This is a genomic window from Bartonella sp. AR 15-3, assembly GCF_002022445.1.
Taxonomy (GTDB): domain Bacteria; phylum Pseudomonadota; class Alphaproteobacteria; order Rhizobiales; family Rhizobiaceae; genus Bartonella.
The window spans coordinates 581,419-604,431 of the sequence record NZ_MUYE01000001.1 but is presented as its reverse complement, the minus strand read 5'-3'; the positions used below and the strand labels follow the sequence as shown (position 1 = coordinate 604,431).

Annotated in this window: 24 protein-coding genes and 1 tRNA gene; 7 read left to right on the top strand and 18 right to left on the bottom strand. The window is 33.6% G+C overall.

Features of this window, described 5'->3' with window-relative positions:
• Position 1: 1 nt before the first annotated feature.
• Together accB and BAR153v2_RS02760 are read right to left on the bottom strand one after the other, a co-directional pair.
• Positions 2–484: an acetyl-CoA carboxylase biotin carboxyl carrier protein gene (gene accB, locus BAR153v2_RS02765; protein ID WP_078680211.1), complete on the bottom strand. Its 483-nt coding sequence runs from the start codon at positions 482–484 to the stop codon at positions 2–4.
• Between the two features lie 216 nt (positions 485–700).
• Positions 701–1,570 carry a DsbA family protein gene (locus BAR153v2_RS02760; protein ID WP_078680210.1) on the bottom strand — a complete coding sequence of 290 codons (870 nt, stop codon included), beginning with the start codon at positions 1,568–1,570 and terminating at the stop codon, positions 701–703.
• A gap of 263 nt (positions 1,571–1,833) precedes the next feature.
• On the opposite strand from BAR153v2_RS02760, the gene glpD reads away from it, so the two are divergent.
• Together glpD and BAR153v2_RS02750 are read left to right on the top strand one after the other, a co-directional pair.
• Positions 1,834–3,339, top strand: coding sequence for a glycerol-3-phosphate dehydrogenase (gene glpD, locus BAR153v2_RS02755; protein WP_198934315.1), 1,506 nt, complete (start codon positions 1,834–1,836; stop codon positions 3,337–3,339).
• A 785-nt stretch (positions 3,340–4,124) separates the two neighbouring features.
• A complete protein-coding gene (locus BAR153v2_RS02750; RefSeq protein ID WP_078680208.1) occupies positions 4,125–4,907 on the top strand; it encodes an N-acetylmuramoyl-L-alanine amidase in 783 nt (260 codons plus the stop codon).
• A gap of 637 nt (positions 4,908–5,544) precedes the next feature.
• Here the strand turns inward: BAR153v2_RS02750 and BAR153v2_RS02745 are convergent.
• From BAR153v2_RS02745 to folE, 4 genes are all read right to left on the bottom strand, one after another.
• On the bottom strand, positions 5,545–6,060 hold the full coding sequence (locus tag BAR153v2_RS02745; RefSeq protein ID WP_078680207.1) for a hypothetical protein: 516 nt from the start codon (positions 6,058–6,060) through the stop codon (positions 5,545–5,547).
• Positions 6,061–6,200: 140 nt separating this feature from the next.
• Positions 6,201–7,382: an alpha/beta hydrolase gene (locus BAR153v2_RS02740; RefSeq protein WP_078680206.1), complete on the bottom strand. Its 1,182-nt coding sequence runs from the start codon at positions 7,380–7,382 to the stop codon at positions 6,201–6,203.
• Positions 7,383–7,584: 202 nt separating this feature from the next.
• Positions 7,585–7,669: transfer RNA gene (locus BAR153v2_RS02735), tRNA-Leu, on the bottom strand.
• Between the two features lie 154 nt (positions 7,670–7,823).
• Positions 7,824–8,438: a GTP cyclohydrolase I FolE gene (folE, locus tag BAR153v2_RS02730; protein WP_078680205.1), complete on the bottom strand. Its 615-nt coding sequence runs from the start codon at positions 8,436–8,438 to the stop codon at positions 7,824–7,826.
• Positions 8,439–8,555: 117 nt separating this feature from the next.
• Between folE and BAR153v2_RS02725 the strand changes: the two genes are divergently transcribed.
• The 3 genes from BAR153v2_RS02725 to thrS all read left to right on the top strand — a co-directional run bounded on the left by BAR153v2_RS02725 (position 8,556) and on the right by thrS (position 11,428).
• Positions 8,556–8,993 (top strand): iron-sulfur cluster assembly scaffold protein, encoded by a 438-nt coding sequence (locus BAR153v2_RS02725; protein WP_078680204.1) that lies wholly within the window; start codon positions 8,556–8,558, stop codon positions 8,991–8,993.
• Positions 8,986–9,330 carry a membrane protein insertion efficiency factor YidD gene (yidD, locus tag BAR153v2_RS02720; protein ID WP_078680203.1) on the top strand — a complete coding sequence of 115 codons (345 nt, stop codon included), beginning with the start codon at positions 8,986–8,988 and terminating at the stop codon, positions 9,328–9,330. Before BAR153v2_RS02725 ends, yidD begins: the two co-directional genes overlap by 8 nt.
• A gap of 133 nt (positions 9,331–9,463) precedes the next feature.
• Positions 9,464–11,428 (top strand): threonine--tRNA ligase, encoded by a 1,965-nt coding sequence (gene thrS, locus BAR153v2_RS02715; RefSeq protein ID WP_078680202.1) that lies wholly within the window; start codon positions 9,464–9,466, stop codon positions 11,426–11,428.
• 42 nt (positions 11,429–11,470) lie between these two features.
• Here thrS and BAR153v2_RS02710 read toward each other — a convergent pair whose 3' ends face one another.
• From BAR153v2_RS02710 to BAR153v2_RS02690, 5 genes are all read right to left on the bottom strand, one after another.
• Positions 11,471–11,974: a MerR family transcriptional regulator gene (locus BAR153v2_RS02710; protein ID WP_078680201.1), complete on the bottom strand. Its 504-nt coding sequence runs from the start codon at positions 11,972–11,974 to the stop codon at positions 11,471–11,473.
• 172 nt (positions 11,975–12,146) lie between these two features.
• A complete protein-coding gene (locus BAR153v2_RS02705) occupies positions 12,147–12,458 on the bottom strand; it encodes an integration host factor subunit alpha (RefSeq protein WP_078680200.1) in 312 nt (103 codons plus the stop codon).
• A gap of 74 nt (positions 12,459–12,532) precedes the next feature.
• Positions 12,533–13,504 carry a beta-ketoacyl-ACP synthase III gene (locus tag BAR153v2_RS02700; protein WP_078680199.1) on the bottom strand — a complete coding sequence of 324 codons (972 nt, stop codon included), beginning with the start codon at positions 13,502–13,504 and terminating at the stop codon, positions 12,533–12,535.
• A 37-nt stretch (positions 13,505–13,541) separates the two neighbouring features.
• Positions 13,542–14,615 (bottom strand): phosphate acyltransferase PlsX, encoded by a 1,074-nt coding sequence (plsX, locus tag BAR153v2_RS02695; protein WP_078680198.1) that lies wholly within the window; start codon positions 14,613–14,615, stop codon positions 13,542–13,544.
• A 130-nt stretch (positions 14,616–14,745) separates the two neighbouring features.
• Positions 14,746–15,303, bottom strand: a complete 558-nt coding sequence (locus BAR153v2_RS02690) for a DUF177 domain-containing protein (RefSeq protein WP_078680197.1) — start codon at positions 15,301–15,303, stop codon at positions 14,746–14,748.
• Positions 15,304–15,529: 226 nt separating this feature from the next.
• Here BAR153v2_RS02690 and BAR153v2_RS02685 point away from each other — a divergent pair, with 226 nt between their 5' ends.
• Entirely contained in the window at positions 15,530–16,045 is a 516-nt protein-coding gene (locus BAR153v2_RS02685; protein ID WP_078680933.1) for an outer membrane protein assembly factor BamE, read from the top strand.
• Positions 16,046–16,097: 52 nt separating this feature from the next.
• On the opposite strand, the gene nusB is transcribed toward BAR153v2_RS02685, so the two are convergent.
• From nusB to glyA, 6 genes are read right to left on the bottom strand one after another with little or no spacing between them, the layout of a single operon-like run.
• Positions 16,098–16,568: a transcription antitermination factor NusB gene (gene nusB / locus BAR153v2_RS02680; RefSeq protein ID WP_078680196.1), complete on the bottom strand. Its 471-nt coding sequence runs from the start codon at positions 16,566–16,568 to the stop codon at positions 16,098–16,100.
• 2 nt (positions 16,569–16,570) lie between these two features.
• On the bottom strand, positions 16,571–17,029 hold the full coding sequence (locus BAR153v2_RS02675; RefSeq protein ID WP_078680195.1) for a 6,7-dimethyl-8-ribityllumazine synthase: 459 nt from the start codon (positions 17,027–17,029) through the stop codon (positions 16,571–16,573).
• Between the two features lie 30 nt (positions 17,030–17,059).
• Entirely contained in the window at positions 17,060–17,677 is a 618-nt protein-coding gene (locus BAR153v2_RS02670; RefSeq protein ID WP_078680194.1) for a riboflavin synthase, read from the bottom strand.
• Complete coding sequence (gene ribD / locus BAR153v2_RS02665) at positions 17,659–18,783, bottom strand: bifunctional diaminohydroxyphosphoribosylaminopyrimidine deaminase/5-amino-6-(5-phosphoribosylamino)uracil reductase RibD (RefSeq protein ID WP_078680193.1); 1,125 nt, start codon at positions 18,781–18,783, stop codon at positions 17,659–17,661. Before ribD ends, BAR153v2_RS02670 begins: the two co-directional genes overlap by 19 nt.
• On the bottom strand, positions 18,776–19,258 hold the full coding sequence (gene nrdR / locus BAR153v2_RS02660; RefSeq protein ID WP_078680192.1) for a transcriptional regulator NrdR: 483 nt from the start codon (positions 19,256–19,258) through the stop codon (positions 18,776–18,778). The genes ribD and nrdR overlap by 8 nt, the downstream gene beginning before the upstream one ends.
• Positions 19,259–19,270: 12 nt before the next feature.
• Complete coding sequence (glyA, locus tag BAR153v2_RS02655) at positions 19,271–20,584, bottom strand: serine hydroxymethyltransferase (protein ID WP_078680191.1); 1,314 nt, start codon at positions 20,582–20,584, stop codon at positions 19,271–19,273.
• A 314-nt stretch (positions 20,585–20,898) separates the two neighbouring features.
• On the opposite strand from glyA, the gene argC reads away from it, so the two are divergent.
• Complete coding sequence (gene argC, locus BAR153v2_RS02650) at positions 20,899–21,831, top strand: N-acetyl-gamma-glutamyl-phosphate reductase (RefSeq protein WP_078680190.1); 933 nt, start codon at positions 20,899–20,901, stop codon at positions 21,829–21,831.
• Positions 21,832–21,849: 18 nt separating this feature from the next.
• Here argC and BAR153v2_RS02645 read toward each other — a convergent pair whose 3' ends face one another.
• Positions 21,850–22,926 carry a COX15/CtaA family protein gene (locus BAR153v2_RS02645; protein ID WP_078680189.1) on the bottom strand — a complete coding sequence of 359 codons (1,077 nt, stop codon included), beginning with the start codon at positions 22,924–22,926 and terminating at the stop codon, positions 21,850–21,852.
• Positions 22,927–23,013: the final 87 nt, after the last annotated feature.

Below are 23,013 nucleotides of genomic sequence, written 5' to 3'. Positions count from 1 at the left end.
TTTATTCAACTATAATAAGTGGTTCGTCAAATTCAACTGGTTGACCATCTTCAACTAAAATAGCAGTTACAGTACCTGCATGCGGCGATGAAATTTGATTCATAGTTTTCATTGCTTCAATAATCAGTAAGGTCTGACCTTTAGAGACACTTTGCCCTACTTTTACAAAAGGTTGTGTACCTGGTGCAGGAGCAAGATATGCTGTACCAACCATTGGAGATAGTACTTCATTTTTTGATTTCTCTTTTTTTGTAGAATCTTCAGTTTCTGCAAGTGAAGAAGGAACTACTGTAGAGCCAGAAATAGGTGCATAAACTGTTTGTTCAGAAGAAGATGTGTTTTGTCGCGCTACACAAATTCGAACTCCACCTTGTTCAATTTCAATATTGGTCAAATTTGTATCATTCAAAATTTCAGCAAGGTCACGGATAATTGCTGTATCAATCCCAGTATATTGGTTAATATCTGTTTTTTTTGTTGCCATTTTATTCCAACTCCTTGACCGATAAAATTGCTAGTACTTACTATCCTTATGACTAAATATCTTTTAAATTTTAATGAAACTTTTCCTAATTATTATGTACACATTGTAATTAAATTAATCTGCGATACAAATCTACATTTATAAATCTGTTAACAAAAAATTAAAGAATCAATATATTGATGTATTTTTCAAGAATCTAATTGAGAAAAGAAAAGTCTATTGTGCATTTTCTATTGCTGCTTGCAAAATATTTTTTTCCACAGCTCCAATAAATATTTTATCTCCAATAATATAAGCGGGAGCACCATTGATATTCAAGGCAGAAGCAATTTGAATATTCTCTTGAAAGAATTTCTGTAAGTTTGAGTTTTGCATTGCATTACGTAGTTCTTTTTCATTTGCTCCTAAAGAAACTGCTATTTTTATAGCCTTAGCTTCATTTGTACGACCTTGGCTCATTAAAAGTTTTTTATGAAACTGCAAATACTTCTCTGGAAAGAGTTTTCTAAAAACATATGCAATAATATGTGTTTCTATGGAATCAGACCCTAAAATTGGTAAATCTTTGATAACTATTCGTAGATCTGAGTATTCTCGTGTTAGGCTTATTAAATCGGAATAGGAACGTTTACAATGTCCACAATTGTAGTCAAAAAATTCAACAAGCACTATTTTGCCATTTGGATTTCCTAAAACGGCATCATAAGGAGATTGAAAAATTTCCTTTTCTAATAACTTAATAATTTCAGCTTGTTTTTGCGCTTCCTGTTGGCGACGCTGCTCAAATTTTTCTTGAAGGATAAGTTGCATTTCAATCATAATCTCCGGATTATTAAGTAGATAGCCTCTTATAATCTCTCGAATATGATCATCATTGATATTTTTTGTGCTTTTCTCTCTAAGCTTCGATAAAAAAGCAGAATCTTCCAGAAGTTGTATTTTAAGATTTTCTATAGTCAGATTATTTGATATTTGTTCGTTTGTTTGCGCATATGATAAAAAAGAGTACGTAAAAACACTCAATACGATCGCTATTAAAAAAAATTTCATGAATGGTAATTCAAAATATTGAGCTCGATCGATCATTTATCTATCTTTGTATTTGGCTTAAGTGTTTATAAACTTATATGATCAAGTATCATATTTATGCAACAAACCATTTAAATTATAATATATAATTTAGCAAATTATGAAAGCCTGTTTTTATTATCTAATATATAGAATATTTTCATGCATATTTTTTTATTAAAAAAAATATGCCAATATTTGCTATAAAATACTTATCTTGATCACTCAAATATTGACACCATTAACTCCTGTAAAGCCAACTTAATATGGAAAAAAAGACAATGAAAGCCACCACGCATTACGATCTATTTATTATTGGTGGCGGAATAAATGGATGCGGAGTAGCCAGAGATGCAGCTGGTCGTGGATTTAGTGTTGGATTAGCTGAGATGAATGATCTTGCATCGGGTACATCAAGTGCATCAACAAAGCTTATTCATGGTGGTCTTCGTTATCTTGAACACTATGAATTCAGATTAGTTAGTAAAGCATTGAAAGAACGTGAAATTATTTGCCGTATGGCTCCACACATTGTACATCCTGTACGCTTTATCCTACCTTATCATAAAAAATTACGGTCTTCTTGGATATTACGTTTAGGACTTTTTATTTATGATTATCTTGGTGGTTGGAATCAAATATTTCAGCGTACCAGAATGATTGACTTTTCAAAAAATTTTTGCACCTCTCTTAAAAAAAAATATCATAAAGGTTTTGAATATTCTGATGCAATAGTAGATGATGCTCGCTTGGTCATTGCTAATGCACGAGATGCAGAAAAATGGGGGGCTGATATAAAAGTACGAACAGAAGTTCTATCCTTAACAATAGAAGAGAACAAATGGCTTATTACTCTTCATGACAAATTAAGTGATAAAAAATATTGCGTTACAGCTTCTTATGTTGCAAATATGGTTGGCCCTTGGATTAATCATGTTTTAGAGAATGTTTTAAATTCTACAGAACTTCCACCTATCCGGCTTGTTAAAGGATCCCATATTTTGGTCCCAAAACTTGACACGTATAATCGCGCTTATATTTTACAAAATAGCGATAATCGTGTTATTTTCGCTATTCCATATCAGGAAGAATTCACATTAATCGGAACAACAGATTGTGATTATCAAGGTAATCTTACTGATGTATCTATTAGTGATGAAGAAATCGATTATATTTGTGCAGTAGCAAATGAATATTTCACGCAACCGATATTGCGTGATAGCATTATATGGACCTATTCGGGTGTTCGTCCTCTTTATGATGATGGTACTTCAATAGCTCAAGAAATAACGCGTGATTATGTCCTAAAAGAAATAGGAATAGAAAATACACCCAAAATTCTTAATCTGTATGGTGGGAAAATAACGACCTATCGCATATTGGCTGAAGATGCAATGAAATTTATTGAAAAAGCGCTTGGTTCTAAGAAAGGACCATGGACAATGAATTCTGTACTCCCTGGAGGTGATTTTCCATATAATAGATTAGACCTGATTGAAAAGAGAATTTCTGCTTTACTTCCAGATTTAGATGCTTTTACTTGCCGTAGGCTTGCTCGTTCCTATGGCTTAGAGACATTTATAATATTTGCGAATGGGAATGTGGATAAAGGAAAATATTTTGGACATGGGCTTTATGAAATAGAAGTGAAATGGTTAATGAAAAAAGAATGGGCAAAAACATGTGAAGATATATTATGGCGCCGTTCAAAACTTGGCCTTTTTTTTACTAAACAAGAAACTGACGCTCTTGCTAACTATATAAAAAGTGTAAAAGAAAATGGATAAAACATACCTCTCTTTAAATTATACAAAATTTGATATCTGAGTTTTGATTAGTTTACAAAAAATTATTATTAAAATAATAATAACATTATATATATATCAAAAATAAAAAAATACTTAATAATACTTTTAATTATTTTACTTTTTATATAAATTAAATATTATAAAGCAATGTACAAGAAATATTTAATCTAAGTAAGTCAGTTTATAATTATATGTTAAGCAGCATTAAAGTTTTATATTAGTTAACAAATAAGTCTGAGCACCTAAGGCTATTTTTACTATTACATCAAATATTTCTAATCAGCAAGAATCTCAAAATAAGCAATCTATTCACCTACACAGAATAATTCTCAAATCAAATACAAATCATATTAGTGTCATAATCATCCTCAATTTTTAATCTCTTCTTAATTTAAAACACATATATCTTAAGAGAATAACTGAAATTGCTAAATATTAACATGCATATGAATTATCTGGATTTTAAATCTATACAATAGCCTTAAAGTAATAAAAACAATTTATCTTCATAAATTATAAATAATAATTCTAAATAGAATTTTAAATATATTATTAAATTACTTTTTCATATGTTTCTCGCTTTTTTCTATCAACTACATAATATTTATTAATATGTTATTCTTAATAATAAATATAAAAAAATTTGTTTCTTTTATCTATAAATAAAATTTATTATTATAATAACAAAAGTATTAAATTTATTTAATAAGTTTTTTAATAATTATTATGCTATAGTTTAAAGATTAAATAAAAGGGGATTTATTATGTATAAAATTGATTATAATAGCTATCGTACTGTACAGGGCTTTAATCGTCGAGTTCGTTTTCTAGTAATGCATTACACTGCAGCCAACTTTAAATCATCTGTTGCAACTCTTACAGGACCCTCAGTCAGCGCCCATTATCTTGTTCCTGATCCTTCAGAACAGACTTACATGGATGCAGGTTTTAAAGATGTGCGCATTTTTAATTTGGTAGATGAAAATGAGCGTGCATGGCATGCTGGTGTTAGTTCATGGGCTGGACGTAACAATCTAAATGATACATCTATTGGAATTGAAACAGTCAATCTAGCAACCGATAATAACGGAAAATTTACATTTCCACCTTTTCACCCAAAGCAAATTGATGCAATTAAAGAACTTACATTTAATATTCTTCAACGTTATCCAAATATTTCACCAACTAATGTTGTTGGCCATAGTGATATTGCTCTTGGAAGAAAAATAGATCCAGGTGCGGCTTTTCCGTGGAAAAAACTTTATGATGCAGGTATAGGAGCATGGTATGATGAAGAACAAAAATATGCTTATCAAAAAGAATTTGCTAAAAATCTTTCATCATTTATAAAAGCAAAAACAGAAGTCATAGCTAAACTGAAAAAGTATGGATATGATACTTCAACTGCAAATACTGAAAGCGGGTATAAAAACTTGATTATAGCGTTTCAGCTTCATTTTCGTCCAAAAAATTATGATGGAATTTTGGATACTGAAACCGCAGCAATTATTTATGCATTGGTAGAAAAATATTTCCCATCAAAATAATTTAACTTATTTAATTAAAATATACGAGAGCACTATAGAAGATTTTTTTTTCTTCATAAAATTGCTAGAACTAAAGGCTAGATAGTTTATATTTTTTTGAATATTACAACTATCTATATTGCTTATAGTTATAATTTAAAATAGATAAAAGGAAAGTGCGGAGCTTTTGCAAATCCTTTTATCTTTGATAAGCATAAAGAATTTCTTTTAACCTTAGAATAAATTTTCTAAAAGGGGAAAAAACGATTATATTTTTAGTTCTTAAATCTATAAAATAGTTAATACATAAACTTTAGTTAGATTTCACAATCAATTTAAATTAGAATTTTTGCAGTATTAATGATTTCATGTAAGATTTAATAAATTTTTTCTCAAACCCTTATAATTAAAGAATCAAATAAAAATATCTTTAAATATAATAAAGGTAATAATATTTTTTATTAAATTTCTCTTATAGAATTATTTTTTCAACGATATCAACACTCCTGCTTCTCATTTTTGTTTAATGAAATCTTTTTTCTTCCTTATCAAATTATTTAATAATAAACACAAGAAATTCATGTGCCTTTCCTTAGTGGCATTATCTAATTTAATCCATTTACAAAACTATTTATAAAGCACTAAATTATCATACATTTTAGTTTTTATTTTGAACTGCAGTATTATTTTCAAAGAGATGAGGATTCTCAAAAGCAAGATTCTGCCGTGCCTTTTGTAATTGTTGAATAATATCATCAATTTTAGATGAAGAATAAGACGTTTCCTGATTATTAGTTAATGAATGTTGTTTCTCTTCACCTTCATAAAAATACTGAACTTGTGATTGAATCGTTCGTATTTCTTGGAATAAAAGACGACTAGTTTCTTTAAAACTATTATTAAGTGAAAAAATTTGATCGGAGATTGATATTAAAATTTGTTTTAAAAAATGTTCGCTTTCTTGACGTTTGCGATATTCTAAAACAAGAGCATAACTTATTTCATCTAATTGCTGTTTAGTAGAATCAATTTTATGCAATAAATCTGGCGCTCCATTTATATTAGCTTTTTTTATTTTCAAAAGCATAGCATAAATATTTAATAATCTAACTGCAGAATAAGATAAATAATCAACTAATGTAAGTGTCTTAGTATAGTATTTTTGTTGAACCATTATAATTCTACCCAGTGATTAGTTGTATACATTTATTCCACTATTCATTTTAAATCCTATAGAATCATTCTAAAAAAAGTGCTAAAAAAACCTCTTTTCTAATTTACTTATATTAAATTATTATATTTGATTTTTTATATTTAATAATTAGTTAATGGAGATAAGAGATGTATAGGCGTATAAAGAATAAAATCTGCTGTTCTCTTTAAAATATTGTGACCATCAGCAAGAATCGCCTCACGAGGTGACAATTCTGTCCCTTGCATAATTGTTGAAGCTAAAGATCCTTCTCGAGATAGAGCCATTAATGTTGGTGATGATGCAAATACATTATGCGCGCCACCATCAATATTAGATAAATCAAGAATAGCTATTCCATTCTTCAATAACATTTCAATATTTGAACCATCTCCTACACGAGGATGTCCACCTGTAAGGCGCCCTGAAATAGCAAGAGCTTTATCCTTACGAGATACCAAAATAGCTGTGGGTTGAGGTAATATTTTAATATCATTAAGTTGACGCTCAAATACATCAAAATCAATATCAGGCGCTGCCATTAAAAAACTCGTAATACGATGAATTAGCTTGTACTTTCCTTGTAATGCTAGAGTTCTAAACGCTTCCATCGTAACGAAATTACCCATAGAGTGTGCAATAATTGATACCTTATCAGCATCTGTTTCACTGATAGTCATCAGAAGCTCTATCAGTCCATCACGCGCAAAATTAGCGCTATCACGATCATAAATATAAAGAGGTATTGCACCAGCCGAAGGCCATGAATAATGCACATTAACAACATTCAAAGAATAATCGTAAGCGAACTGAGCTGTACGGAATGTACCATCTGCAAAATTGTTATTATAGCCATGAATAAAAAGAAAAATTTCTTTTTTTCCTTTTGTTTTTTTTGCTAACGCAATATTTAATTGTTGTTTAAACTGTTCTTTATTATCATATTTTTGCAAAGCAACTGCTGCAAAATATTTATCATGACTAGGCTTATAAGCATTTGTCTCAACCATACCTTTCACATGTTGTTGAGGAATTCCTATATCAACACGATTGTAATATACTTTATTTGACCGTTCTGCTCCATAAGGCTGAGAATAATTATCCTGCATCATACGACTTGTAGCAACGTAAACTGGAATAACAGCTTTTGGAAGAATTTGTTTTTCAACTTTTCGCTGTGCAGCAACCATAGACGGTGTTGCATGTATTCCATGCCAAAGTACAGCACGCGACCCACCACACGCAACCAAAAAAGTAACACAAATAAAAAGTACTAAATGCTTTAACAGTAATACATTTTTCACTGTAATACTACCTAATCTTATCAGATAAACAAAAACTCATATTTCGTACCTATAATAATAACACAAGATACAGTTTTCTAATAACCTGCGACAAAGCAATTAATTATATAAGACATTAGAAAAAATGTACACAATTCGCATCTTAATGCTCACTATTACAGCTTTTATCTGCATTTTAAACATCAATCACAAAAAATATAAATGGTGCGGTCGAGAAGACTCGAACTTCCACGAGTTGCCCCACAGCGACCTCAACGCTGCGCGTCTACCAATTCCGCCACGACCGCACATGGTATAAGCAAAATACATTATCTCCGCATTTAACAAATCATACAATAGGGTACAAGTTTATTTTTATATTCTCATAATTTATTTTATTTCACGCTACTTCACATTTAATAATATAAATCCTTAAAGTGCATATTTTACAGATTACCATAATTAGTGTATTAATGACATAAAGCTATCTTGTGCCATTTGATTACTTTGATAATATCCATGAAAACTTGTTGTAATAGTCGTAGCACCTTGCTTTCGTATCCCTCTCATACCCATACACATATGCTCAGCCTCAATCATTACAGCAATACCACGAGGCTTTAGATGTGTCTTTAAAGCATCAACTATTTGAGCCGTCATGTTTTCTTGCGTTTGTAAACGACGAGAAAAAACATCTACAACACGTGCAATTTTTGAAAGTCCAACAACTTTTTTATCAGGGAGATAAGCAATATGGGCTCTACCAATAATCGGAAGCATATGGTGTTCACAATGTGAATAAAAAGAAATATTCTTTAATATAATTGGTTCATTATATCCTGAGACTTCCTCAAAGACTGTATCTAAAATTTCTTTAACTGATTCAGTATAACCAGCAAAAAGCTCACGATACGCTTTAGCAACACGACTTGGAGTATTTAATAGCCCTTCTCGCTTTGGATCTTCTCCTATCCATAATAGTAATGTGTGAATCGCCACCTTCACTTCTTCAATACTAGGCTTTTTTTGCTTAGAGAGAAATAGATTAGTTGCTCCTCCTTTCATGATATCACACATTTAAAAAACTCCAACTTAATTATGTAGTATAAGATATTTATTATTTTTTATATAATCTTTATATAAATGAATTAAAAGCTTAAACAGCAATAACTCTCAAAAATCAGATAATAGCTTATGATTGACAATATCTATAGCAATAAAATACTTGAACATGCTGCACATATAAGCAAAATTGGTCGTCTTAACAATCCAGATGCAACATCAAAAAAGTGTGCACGTTTTTGTGGATCAACTGTTACCGTCGACCTAAAAGTAGAAAATAGCACTATCATAGATTTTGCTCATGAGATATACGCATGTGTACTTGGACAAGCTTCATCTTCTATTCTTGCATATCATATCATTGGTCAAAAAACGCAAGACCTTAAAATACTACATAAAATTATTCAGGATATGTTAACAAAGAACGGCCCTCCCCCTTCAGCCCCATTTGAAGCATTTGCTTGTTTAAAACCTATTAAAGACTATCAAACACGTCATGCATCGATAATGCTTACTTTTGACGCAGTTATAGATTGTATTAAACAAATTGAAGAAAAAATGAATGGCTAAACAACAAATAAAAACAAATAAAACATACACAAGAAACTACATGGGACCTTGGCAGAAAACGCCTGGACGATTAATTGGTATCGGACTAATACGTTTCTATCAAATAACCCTGTCTAGCTTTATAGGCATTCATTGTCGTCACAGACCAACTTGTTCAGAATATGCCTACGAAGCGATTGCACGCCATGGTCTATGGGCAGGCGCATGGATGGGATTTTTTCGTCTTATACGTTGTTGTCCGTTTGGAACAAATGGCTTCGATCCAGTACCAACCTCTATTGAAAATTCCTATAAACCTTGGTACTACTGGAAGATTTCTATCAAACGTAATAAATAGTCTTTTCTTTTTTAATACGTTATGCCTAAAAAAGGGTTGATAAGAAATTAGCCTATTAGCTTTAATTGATTATTGCTAAATGTTCACGAAACCATCTGCAATCGTTAGCAGAATTGGATTAAAAGGGTTCTTTATGTCTTGCTCTATTTTTCTTTCTTTTCCTGATGGTTCAAAGCGCAATTATCCAAGTGAAACAACTGGTTTAGAATTAGCCGCATCTATTTCTAAGTCACTTGCAAAAAAAGCAGTTGCTTACAGTCTTGACGGAGCTCTTAAAGATCTTTCAGATCCATTAGAACAATCTGGACAAGTAGAAATCATCACCCGCGATGATCCACGTGCACTTGAATTGATACGCCATGATTGCGCACATGTTTTAGCTGAAGCAGTACAAGAGCTTTTTCCTGAAACACAAGTTACAATCGGCCCAGTTATTGAAAACGGTTTTTATTATGATTTCGCACGTAAACAACCTTTTACATTAGATGATCTTACTACCATTGAAAAGAAAATGCATGAAATTATTCAACGCAATAAACCTTTCAGAAAAGAAATTTTGTCTCGTGAAAAAGCTAAGAAGATTTTTTCTGAAAAAAATGAATTCTATAAAATTGAGCTTATTGATTCTATCCCTGATGATCAAGATTTGAAAATCTATTATCAAGGCGACTGGTTTGATCTTTGCCGTGGTCCACATATGCAATCTACTGGTCAAATTGGTAATGCATTTAAATTGATGAAAGTTGCAGGCGCTTATTGGCGTGGTGATTCCAATAATCTTATGTTAACAAGAATTTATGGTACAGCATTTACTAATGAAAATGACTTAAAAGCCTATCTTCATATGCTAGAAGAAGCGGAAAAACGGGATCATCGCCGCTTAGGACGAGAAATGGATTTATTTCATTTTCAAGAAGAAAGCCCAGGAATGATTTTTTGGCACCCAAAAGGTTGGAAAATGTTCCAAAATTTGATCAGTTACATGCGTCGTCGCCTTGATAATCATAAATATGCTGAAGTTCAAGCGCCTCAAGTTCTTGATAAGTCACTTTGGGAAATATCAGGTCACTGGGAATGGTATAAAGAAAATATGTTCAAAACAATCCCAGCTGCTGATGACTGGAATAATGAACATATTTATGCTCTTAAACCAATGAATTGCCCTGGCCATGTACAGATCTTTAAACACGGTTTAAAATCCTATCGTGATTTGCCCATTAGACTAGCTGAATTTGGCCTTGTTCATCGTTATGAGCCTTCAGGTTCTTTACATGGACTTATGCGGGTACGTAGTTTCACACAAGATGATGCACATATTTTTTGTACTGAAGAACAATTAGCTGATGAATGCCTTAGCATCAATGATTTGATTTTATCAACCTACGCAGATTTTGGTTTTAAAGAAATCAGTATTAAGCTTTCAACACGCCCAGAAAAACGTGTTGGCTCAGATGAATTATGGGACCATGCTGAAAGTATCATGACATTTGTTCTTAAAACTATTGAGAAAAAATTTTCAGGACGTGTTAAAATAAGCATTCTTCCTGGGGAAGGAGCATTTTATGGACCGAAATTTGAATATACACTGACAGATGCTATTGGCCGCGAGTGGCAATGTGGAACAACACAAGTAGACTTTAATTTACCTGAGCGCTTTGGAGCATTTTATATTGATAAGGATTCAGAAAAACGCCAACCTGTTATGATCCATCGAGCTATTTTTGGATCAATGGAGCGTTTTCTTGGTATATTAATTGAGAACTTTTCTGGGCATATACCATTTTGGCTTGCACCTCAACAGATTGTTGTAGCAACGATTACATCCGATTCGAATGAGTATGCAAAAAAAATAACAGAAAAACTCAAGGCTATCGGTCTTTTAGCAACTTTAGATTCCCGCAATGAGAAAATTAACTACAAAATACGCGAACACTTTTTACAAAAAATTCCTGTAATTTTGGTATGTGGTAAACGTGAAGCCGAAACAAATAGCGTCAATATGCGCCGCTTAGGAAGTGTAAAGCAAACCTTTTTACCTATAGAAAAAGTCTTTCAACAATTGCTGGATGAAGCAACACCACCAGATTTACGTTCTTAATTAACTCCTGATACCATAAAAAGACTATATAACAGATTATTATTATCGGGCTTTGTCAAGAATACGTTTACACTCAATTAAATTAAATAGCACTTCCTGTAGCAATACTTTATCAGTTTTATCTCGATAATTATTTATAGCACCGATAGATGCTTCTCCTTCATTCTTCATAAACCCCAAAAGCCCAAATGCTATCTTTTTTGACTTAGTAGGAACAGATTCAGATTCCTGTTCTGCACATTTTTTTTCTATTAAAATATTCATAGCGTCAAGATCACCATTGCCAAGAGCAATAATAAAAGGAGTTCCCTTTTCTTTTAAAATACGTTGTACACCTTTTATAGTATAACCTTGTCCATAAAGTAATTGTTTTATACCATTGAGTAAATCAATATCATTAGGCCGATAATAACGACGTCCGCCCCCACGCTTCAATGGTTTAATCTGAGTAAACCGTGTTTCCCAGAATCTTAATACATGCTGCGGGAGCCCCAATAGATCAGCTACTTCACTAATTGTGCGAAAAGCATCGGGGCTTTTATCCATTTTATAATACCTCACCTAAAATTATATCAATATTTTACAATGACTGATCAATTTAATATTCTTATTGAGATTGATCACAATACCAAATCTCTTTAATAAGAGACTCTTTACTTAAAATATAAGATTCTTTAACAAAGAACAAACATCTTAATATTGTCTATTTAATATAAAATTATTTTTTCTTTGCACGATGCGTATCTAAAATTCTTTTCTTAAGCACGTTTGCAGCCTTGAATGTTACCACACGCCGTGGTGGAATGGATGCTTCGACACCTGTTTTTGGGTTGCGTCCAACTCGTTCACTTTTATCTCGAACTTGAAAAGTTGCAAAAGAAGATAATTTAACCATTTCACCTTTGACAAGTGAATTGCATATTTCACCCAAGACTAACTCAACTAAATCAGCTGATTCAGTGTGTGACAAGCCCACTTTTCTACAAACAGCGCCAGCCAAATCTGCACGTGTTACTGTCTTACTTGTCATTATTCACCTATTTAAATATTAAAAATTACAAAAAACTTATACGTTTTATTTAAATGTGGTCAAGCCGCTATAACTTACCAGCGGATGAGAATCGCTCCCCATGTAAAACCTCCACCCATAGCCTCTAGCATAATAAGATCTCCTTTTTTAATTCTCCCATCTTGAATAGCAGTCGCTAAAGCTAACGGTACCGATGCCGCAGATGTATTACCATGCTGATCAATGGTAATAACAATCCGATCTTTCGTGATCCCTAGCTTTCTAGCTGATGCTTCAATAATACGCTTATTAGCTTGATGAGGCACAAACCAATCTAATTGAGAAGGCTTCATCTCAACTGCTGCAAAGCAATCATCAACTACATCAGTTATCATACTAACTGCATGTTTAAAAACTTCTCGTCCATCCATGCGTAAATAACCTGTTGTTTGTGTTGTTGAAGGACCACCATCAACATATAGCTTATCTGCATACGCACCGTCAGAACGTAATTTGGCCGACAATATACCAGAATCAGCAAAAGTACCTTCAAACTCTTGTGCTTCTAAAATAGCTGCACCTGAACCATCGCCAAATAAAACACATGTTGTACGATCTGTCCAATCTAAAATTCGAGAAAATGTGTCAGATCCAATCACCAAAATTCTCTTTGCTACTCCACAACGTAAATAAGCATCTCCTGTTACCAATGCAAAAATAAAACCAGAACAAACAGCTTGAACATCAAAAGCAAAGCCATGTTTCATTCCTAAAGCATGCTGAATCTCAACAGCAGAAGCAGGAAAAGTACGATTAGGTGTTGAAGTTGCTAGAATAATACAATCAATATCTTTCACTGTCATACCAGAATTTTTTAGAGCTTCTTGTGCAGCTTTTATTCCTAAAGAAACAGTAGTTTCATTATTATCAGCAATATAACGTTGACGAATTCCCGTGCGTTGAACAATCCACGAATCAGATGTTTCAACAAACTTTGTAATCTCATCATTCGATAAGCTTTTTTTTGGTAAGGCACTTCCTACACTACACATAACTGATCGAATCATGTCGCCTTAACCTTCTCCTTTACACTGCAAATCTCTATCATACTCCCTCCATCATATTCATCTCAGCTTCCCTTTCATCCTCAAAAAGTAATGCTTTACTCTCATGAAAAAGTCGTAAATCTGTGGCTATTTCTTTTAAGAGTCCATTACTTACCATTTCATAACCAACACGAATAGCAGAAGCAAAACCGTTAGCATTAGCACTACCATGGCTTTTTATAACAACACCATTTAGGCCTAAAAGCACACCACCATTAACCCTATCTGGATCCATTTTACGTTTCAATTTACGAAAAGCACTTCGTGATAAAAGATATCCAAAATATGAAAGAATAGAACTACGCATAGCAATATTTAAGGTTTCGGCCATCTGTCGAGCGGTTCCTTCTGCAGCTTTTAAAGCAATATTACCGGAAAACCCCTCAGTTACAACAACATCAACAGTTCCTTTTCCAATATCATTTCCTTCAACAAATCCTTTATATTCTAAACCATCTAATTGTACTTTACGTAATATCATTCCCGCTTTCTTTATTTCATCCAAGCCTTTAACCTCTTCAACTCCCACATTTAACAACCCAACGCTTGGTTTTTCAATATGATATAAAGCACGGAACATTCCAGCACCCATAACTGCTAAATCAACCAATTGACTAGCAGATGCTCCAATTGTCGCGCCAATATCTAAAACAATACTTTCACTACGAAGAGTTGGCCAAATACCAGCAATACCAGGACGTTCAGCTTCTGCCATCATTTTTAAACAAAAGTAAGACATTGTCATGAGTGCACCAGTATTACCGGCAGAAACACAAGCATCAGCTTTGCCATTTTTTACGGCCTCAATCGCATGCCACATTGACGATTTACCACGCCCATTACGAAGTGCTTGGCTTGGTTTTTCATCCATACGTGTATAACCCTCTGTAGGATAAAAGCATGATGCTGCAACCAAATGAGGGTATTTTTTTAAAATCGGTTCAACAACTTGATCTATTCCATAAAACAAAAAATGAATATTTTGTAAATATTTCTGAGCAATTGCAGCTCCCGCGAGAGTAATTTCTGGACCATAATCACCACCCATTACATCCACAGAAATTTTAATCACGCTTGCTTATCCTATATCTTTAAATTTACATCGCAACTGTTTGCTATTAAACAATTATAAAAATTATCGCTACAATTTCTTTTTAGAAAAGTTTACACAAGTATACAATAGACAATTTATATCTTTACAATCACTTCCGCTCTTTCAAAATAGAGAATGGTGAGGAGTTTTGTTTAATTTTTTCTAAATCTTTAACTGTATCTAGACTAGCCCCTTCTTTACGTGGGTATTGATTAATTGATAATTCTAAAAATTCTTCCATGACTGCACCAATATCAATTTTATCTCCATAAAATATTTCTGGTATATCTGGTCCTTCTGCGTCTAAAAATAATTCACCCGTACCTTCTGATATTTTAGGTTTAACTAAATTTGAATCTTCAGGAACAAAAACAACATTAATATTCTCATGGATAATATCTTCTAGCAGCTCTAATGTAATAACGCATGATTGTATTATACGTGCCTTTAATAAACCTTTTACACGTACTCCACGTTTTTTCCATGGTAAAATACAAAATTCTCCCTCAAACAATTTTACATCAACTAAACCATGATTCTTAGCTAAATATGCACATTCCTGTCGATCTGCGCAAATATGGACTCTTATTCCTTTTATAGGTAATGAGCGCACTGATACTGGATAAGTGAAAGCAAATTCCATTCGAGAAATACTTGAAACAGTCATTAGAAACTCCAAGATATAAAAAAGAGTATATTATACTGCGTTTTCTATTTGACCAGATTATATTTATGCTTTTTTTCTTTTCTAGAGAAACTCTATATGGCATTATAATAGTAAAAGTCATCGTAAGATATGGTGAATAATAATTAAATCAAAAATTTAAGAAAGACTTGAGATCACCTTTTCATCATATATTACTAAATGTAAAATGGAGATATCATTGTTTCAAATACCCCACATACTAATCACTAAACGTAAATTACTGATTGCCTTCTCAATAGTAAGCATCATGGGCATCACAGGCTGTAATCCACTTAATTATTTAAACTCAAGTCAAATATATAACTCTCTCAATTCAAGCCAAATATATAAAGAAGGTTATATTCTTGATCAAAGTGCTCTTGATTCTATTTCTGTTGGTTCAAGTCAAGAACAAGTTCTTTTAGCTTTAGGATCCCCCTCTCTGAAAACGCAATATAATAATGAAGTTTTCTATTATATTTCACAAACTCGATACCGAAAAATGCAGTTTATGAAAACCAAAATTACTGATCGCAAAGTTTTGGCAATTTATTTTAACAAAGATCGTCAAGTTATAAAAATAGCCAATTATGGTTTACAGGATGGGAGAATTTTTGATTTCATCACACAAACAACACCAACTGGTGGTAATGATCAACCGTTTTTGATCCAACTTATCAAAGGCGCTCCAGATCCTGCCGATGATCCGGTTGTTAACCATTAGTTTTTACATATTCAATTAAAATCCCAATATTATTGGGATTTTTTTTACAACTTTATTGACACATTTCCTTTGCTATACTGTCAAGAACTGCATTTACAAGCCTTGGTTCATTACTTTCAAAAAAAGCCTTGGCTATATCGACGTATTCGTTCATAATAACAGCAACAGGCACATCTTTGCGGTTGATCAACTCCCATAAACCAGCGCGCAAAATTGCCCGTAATGTAGAATCAAGACGTGAAAGCGCCCATTCTTCAGAAAGTTGTTGATGAAGCATAGGATCAAGCTGCTTTTGGTCTTTTACAACTCCAACAACAATAGAGCGAAACCATTGAAAATCAGCATCAAGGTACTGACTGCCATCAATATCTTTTCCTAAACGATAAGCCTTATATTCAGCTATTACTTCCCTCACACCAATACCAACTATATCCATTTGATAAAGCGCTTGTACAGCAGCGAGTCTTGCTGCCCCTCGTTTATTAGCTAAAATTAAAGAATCTTTGCCTTTTATATCATCCATATTTAATGATTATCTCCAAATTTTTTCTTTAGAGCAATCATAGATAAAGCGGCTTTAGCAGCAAAACCAGCCTTATTTTTTTCATCATTTCTCACACGTTCCCATGCTTGCAATTTATCTTCAACGGTCAAAATTCCATTGCCAATAGCAAGTTGTTGATAAACGGTTAAATCCATTAATGCGCGACAAGAATTATCAGCCACAATTTCAAAATGATAAGTTTCTCCCCGAATAATACAACCAAGAGCTATATAACCATCGTAGTGTATTTCATTATTTTTTTCAGCTAGAGTTATTGCACAAGGAATTTCTAATGCTCCTGGAACCGTCACAATATCATAACTCACTTCAGCTTGTTGCAAAACACTAACCGCGCCTGCAAGGAGAGAATCAGAAATCTCATCATAAAAACGCGCTTCAACAATCAAAACATGCAACTTTTTATGTGTATTTTTTGTCATATGGCCCCCTATCAGAAAAATAAAATAATTTTACACCTTATTCATTTTAAAATCTGAAAGCCTAGCTACATAACGAGCCAATTGATCAACTTCCAAGTTCACCTGATCTCCAACCTTAGCTTGGCCCCACGTTGTCATCTCAAGCGTATGACGGATAATCAGAACATCAAAAATATTATTTTCAATATAATTAACAGTCAATGATGTTCCATTAAGTGCAATAGAACCTTTTTCTGCAATAAACGGAGCTAATTTCATTGGAGCCTGCAGATGAAAACGAGTCGCATCACCTTCATTTTTTTTCTCAAGAATTTCAGCCAAACCATCGATATGGCCAAAAACTAAATGTCCTGCCACTTCATCACCAAGCCGTAATGATCGCTCTAAATTAATAAAAGTTCCTTTTGTCCATTGTGTAAGATTAGTTAAACATAGTGTTTCTTCCCACGCTTCAACAGTAAAACAATGAGCAACTGTGGGCTTTGATGTGCGCTCAACAACTGTCAAACAAATACCTGAACACGCAATTGATGCACCTATCTCTAAGCTCTCCACATCATAATGAGTAGAAATATTTAAACGTATTCCCTGTTTTAAAGGTTGAATATCTTCAACGCAACCAATATCCGTTATGATTCCCGTGAACATAATATCTTACGTCTCCATTTACACAAACGATCATTCCCCAGCATTCTCATTTCAATTTCATTAAACTCTGAAAGATAAGATTGAAAATGAGGGGCCTTAATTCGATCTTTTCCTAAAATAATCGGTGCATAAAAACATATTAAACAATCTACACAACCAGCATCTAAAAATATTTCTCCTGTCTTTGCTCCTCCCTCAAGTAAAACACTATTGATTTTACGCTGATAAAGCAGTTGTAAAATAGTAAAAGGTGATATCACATTATTGTTAGTATCCACTGAACATATGCTCACACCATATTGTTCTAAAGCTATTTTTTTTCTTTTTTTCGAAAGGACTGTACCACAAATAACCCATGTAGGTATATTTGCTGCTGTTTGAACGACTTTCGCATCAAGAGGAATGCGTAAATCCTTATCCAAAATAACGCGTATAGGTGAACGCATTCCAAGTCCTGGCAAACGACAATCTAATTGTGGATCATCTGCTAATATAGTGCCAATACCAACCATAATCACGTTATTTTGAGCACGCAAAATATGAGTTTGTGCACGAGAAATTTCTCCACTAATCCCTACACTACTTTTCCCCTTTTTGCCTATACCATTATCTGCGGAAATAGCCATTTTTAAAGTGACTTCACAGCGCTGTAACTTCTTTACACATAAATAAGCACTTAATGTTTCAAAAGCTTCTTCAGCTAAAACTCCTTCAGTAACTTCAATACCTGCTGCACGTAAAAGAGTAATACCACAACCATAAACTCGCTGATCGGGATCTGAAAGAGCAATGACAACTCGAGTAATACCTGCATTAATAAGTGCATTAACACATGGTGAAGTTTTTCCATAGTGTGAACATGGCTCTAAAGTAACATAAGCGGTCGCACCATAGGCCAAAGGACCAGCCATAAGTAAAGCTTTCACTTCAGCATGAGGTCTTCCTCGAAGAGCAGTTACTCCATAACCAACAATAGAGGAGCCTGTCTCTTTATTTTGTACAATTAATGCACCAACAGAAGGATTTTCACCCGTAAGACCAATGTGACGTTCTGCTAAACGAATAGCGGCAGCCATAAATCGCTTATCTTGTGCTACTTTATTCATCAAAACAAGATTCTATATCCGTTGCACCTTTTGATAATTCATCTATCACATTATGAAAATCAATCGCATTACGGAAATCACGATATACAGAAGCGAAACGAATATAAGCGATATCATCGATACCTTTTAAAGATTCCATTACAAGATGACCAATTTTTTCTGAAGAAATCTCAGGCTCTCCTAAACTCTCAAGTTGTCTCACGATACCGGAAATCGCCTGTTCAATATGCTCAGGATCAATATCACGTTTACGTATTGCTATATTAACCGACCGCATTAATTTATCACGATCGAACAACTCACTCCGACCACTTTTTTTGAGAACAAAAAGTTCACGCAGCTGGATACGTTCAAAAGTTGTAAAACGACCACCACAAACAGAACACACACGTCGACGACGAATGACTGTTGCCTCTTCCGCAGGACGTGAATCTTTAACCTGCGTATTTTCACATTGGCAATAAGGGCACCGCATATTTTCTACACCTCAACAAGACATCAAATAAGAATAAAGAGGAAATTCACTTGTCATATCATGCACCTTCTTTTTGACAGCTATTTCGACTGAAGTATTCTCTCCATCGCTTCCTGCCAAACTAAGACCATCAAGAACCTCTGTAATAAAATTTCCAATTTGAGTGAATTCACTTTCTGTAAAACCACGTGTTGTTGCAGCAGTTGTACCCAAACGAATTCCTGAAGTTATTGATGGCTTTTTAGGATCAAAGGGAATACTATTTTTGTTGCAAATAATATTAGCACGCCCCAAAGCTTGTTCCGCACCCTTTCCTGTTATATTTTTAGAACGTAAATCGACTAAAAATAAATGATTGTCTGTACCACCAGAAACAATATTTAAACCATTACTTTTTAAGCTTTCTGCTAAAGTTTTAGCATTAACAACTACATTAGCAATATAATCTTTAAAAGTAGGTTGCAAAGCCTCTCCCAATGCAACAGCCTTAGCTGCAATGACATGCATTAAAGGACCACCCTGAAGACCGGGAAAAACTGCCATGTTAATTTTTTGGGCTAAAGCTTCATCATTTGTCAATATCATACCACCACGGGGACCACGTAATGATTTATGCGTTGTTGTAGTGATTACATGAGCATATGGTACAGGTGAAGGATGAGCATTTCCAGCGACTAAACCTGCAATATGAGCCATATCAACCATCAAGTATGCTCCAATTTCATCTGCAATTTCACGAAACAATTTCCAATTCCATAAGCGTGAATAGGCTGTGCCACCTGCTAAAATAAGCTTTGGGTTATGCTCTTTTGCTAAACGCTCTATTTCTTCCATATCTAGAAGCTGATCTTCTTGACGCACACCATATGAAACAACATTAAACCATTTGCCTGACATATTAACAGGCGAACCATGGGTGAGATGGCCACCAGAATTCAAATCCAACCCCATAAACGTATCACCAGGCTGTAGCAAAGCTAAAAATACAGCTTGATTCATTTGGCTACCAGAATTAGGCTGCACATTTACAAAAGCTGCGCCAAAAAGCTTTTTTGCTCGCTCAATTGCCAATTCTTCAACCAAATCAACAAAATGACAACCACCATAATAACGCTTTCCTGGATAACCTTCTGCATACTTATTGGTTAAAATAGATCCCTGAGCTTCAAGAACTGCCCTTGAAACAATATTTTCTGAGGCTATCAATTCAATCTCAGAGCATTGACGTCCAAGCTCGCCACTAATTGCATCAAAAACTATAGAATCAGCAACTTGTAAACTATCATTAAAAAAACACTTACGCAGATCATTTGCTTGCTTGCTCATAAAACGTGTCCTAAATTAAAGTAATGGAAGGTAACACAGCAAATCTTATAGACAAAATCTTTTAAAAATTTAAGTTCAAAAACTGTAAATACAGTAAGAGTTCAGCTTATATTTTTTTATAAAAGCAATAAAATTCTATCTTCATAAAAAATAAATGACGTAAAAATTACATGTTAAAACTTATATATGTAATACTATTATACTCTTTTCAAACAAGAAAAATAATAAATTTATATTTCAAGATATTCAGTCATTTAATTAGACAGGGTATTATAAAGTGGGATCACAGAAAAAATTGAATTCAAGGATAATAGATGGCAACAAAAATTTTTATTGATGGTGAACATGGAACAACCGGACTACAAATACAAAAACGATTGGCAAAACGTTCTGATTTAGAATTGCTATCTATCCCTCACGAAAATCGCCATAACCTTGATTCTCGAAAAGACTATCTTAATCAAGCTGACATTGTTATTTTATGTCTTCCAGATGAAGCGGCACGGGAAACAATTAAACTCCTTAAAAACAATAAAAAAATTAGAATTATTGACAGCTCAACAGCACACCGCACTGCTACAGACTGGGTCTATGGCTTTCCTGAAATGACAAAAGGACAGAAAAAACGTATCCAAGAAGCACACTATGTTGCAAATCCTGGATGTTATCCAACCGGTGCAATTAGTTTGATTCGACCATTACGTGAAGCAGGCTTAATAGACTCTAATTACCCAATATCAATTAATGCTATATCTGGCTATACAGGTGGTGGTAGACAATTAATTGCTCAAATGGAAAATCAATCCAGAAAAGATTCTTTGGAAGAAAACTATTTTATTTATGGTCTGAATCTTAATCATAAACATATTCCCGAAATCAAAACTCATGGACAAATTAGCCAAACACCTGTTTTCGTGCCAAGCGTTGGTCGTTTTCCTCAAGGAATGATTGTTAATATCCCCCTACATCGCAATTTATTTACAAAATCAGCTAGCTGTTCTGATCTTCGTGAAATTTTTTATATCCATTACAATGAACAAAATACAATATCTATTGCACCACAAGAAGAAACCGAAGCACTAACTAAACTAAATCCAGAATCCTTAGCACATAAAGATAGTATGAAACTTTTTGTTTTTGGCAATGACAATGATGGTATTTTCAATCTTTGTTCTATATTAGATAATTTGGGGAAAGGAGCATCCGCATCGGCTGTTCAAAATCTTGATTTAATGCTCTCAGGCTGAAATGTTTTTTAAAAATTGTTATTTAAGAGCAAGGTATGCCCCCTTTGTGGCTCGCCAATGAACAACTGAAAAGCATAATACTGCTAACGCAACACTTTGATGAATAAGCCCCCAACTAATTGGCACTTCATTTAACAATGCAATGATACCCAAAAATGCCTGAACAACTATGATAATAAATAACAACAATGCACGACGAGCATGCATTGAACGAGGATTTTTTTTGCTTACATACAAAACATGAACAATCGCTATAATAAACAAAAAATACGCAAAAACACGATGTATAAATTGCACTGTTAAAGGATTTTCAAATAAACTGAGCCAAACGGGATTATAATTCAATAATCCGTCAGGTATAATCTGTCCATCCATTAATGGCCATGTATTATAAACCTTGCCTGCATGAAGGCCTGCAACTAAAGCACCAAAATAAATCTCAACTAAAATGCAAAAAACAAACCAACCTGCGAAACGTTGCACAGCTCGATCTGCCGGTTGTTCTGAATATTCTGTGAGCCCTCGAGATAAATAAGTAACAAAAATAATTACAAAGCATGCCGTTATTAGATGAAGCGCTAAACGATATTGACTAACGCTTGTTAAATTACTTGTCCCCAAACCAGAAGCTACCATCCACCAGCCAATAACACCTTGAACAGCAATAAGAACCGGTACGGATACAAGCTGAAGAAAAATATTTTTTTCAATACGCTTAGTTGCCCAAAACCAAATTAAACCCAACAAAGCTACAAGGCCAACCAAACGACCAAGAAAACGGTGTCCCCATTCCCACCAGAAAATCACTTTAAATGCATTTAAAGTCATATCATGATTGAGTATCTTATACTGCGCTATCTGTTGATACTTCAAGAACTCTTCTTGCCATTGTTCTATACTAATCGGTGGAATTACACCATAAATCGGCTTCCATTCAGTTATTGATAATCCGGATCCCGTTAAACGGGTAGCTCCGCCTATTAAAACAATTGCTAAACAAAGCAGTAAAACAGCATAAAGCCATATCTGTATCTGTTTTCTATTTTGTTTTTGTAGTGGCGTCAAAGCTATCTCATTCAACCTTTTTATTGTCATTTTCGATTATCTCCAGTTCATCTACAACTACAAATTTGCAAAATTTAAACATTAAGCTTTAGTTATTACGACATATTTATTCATCAA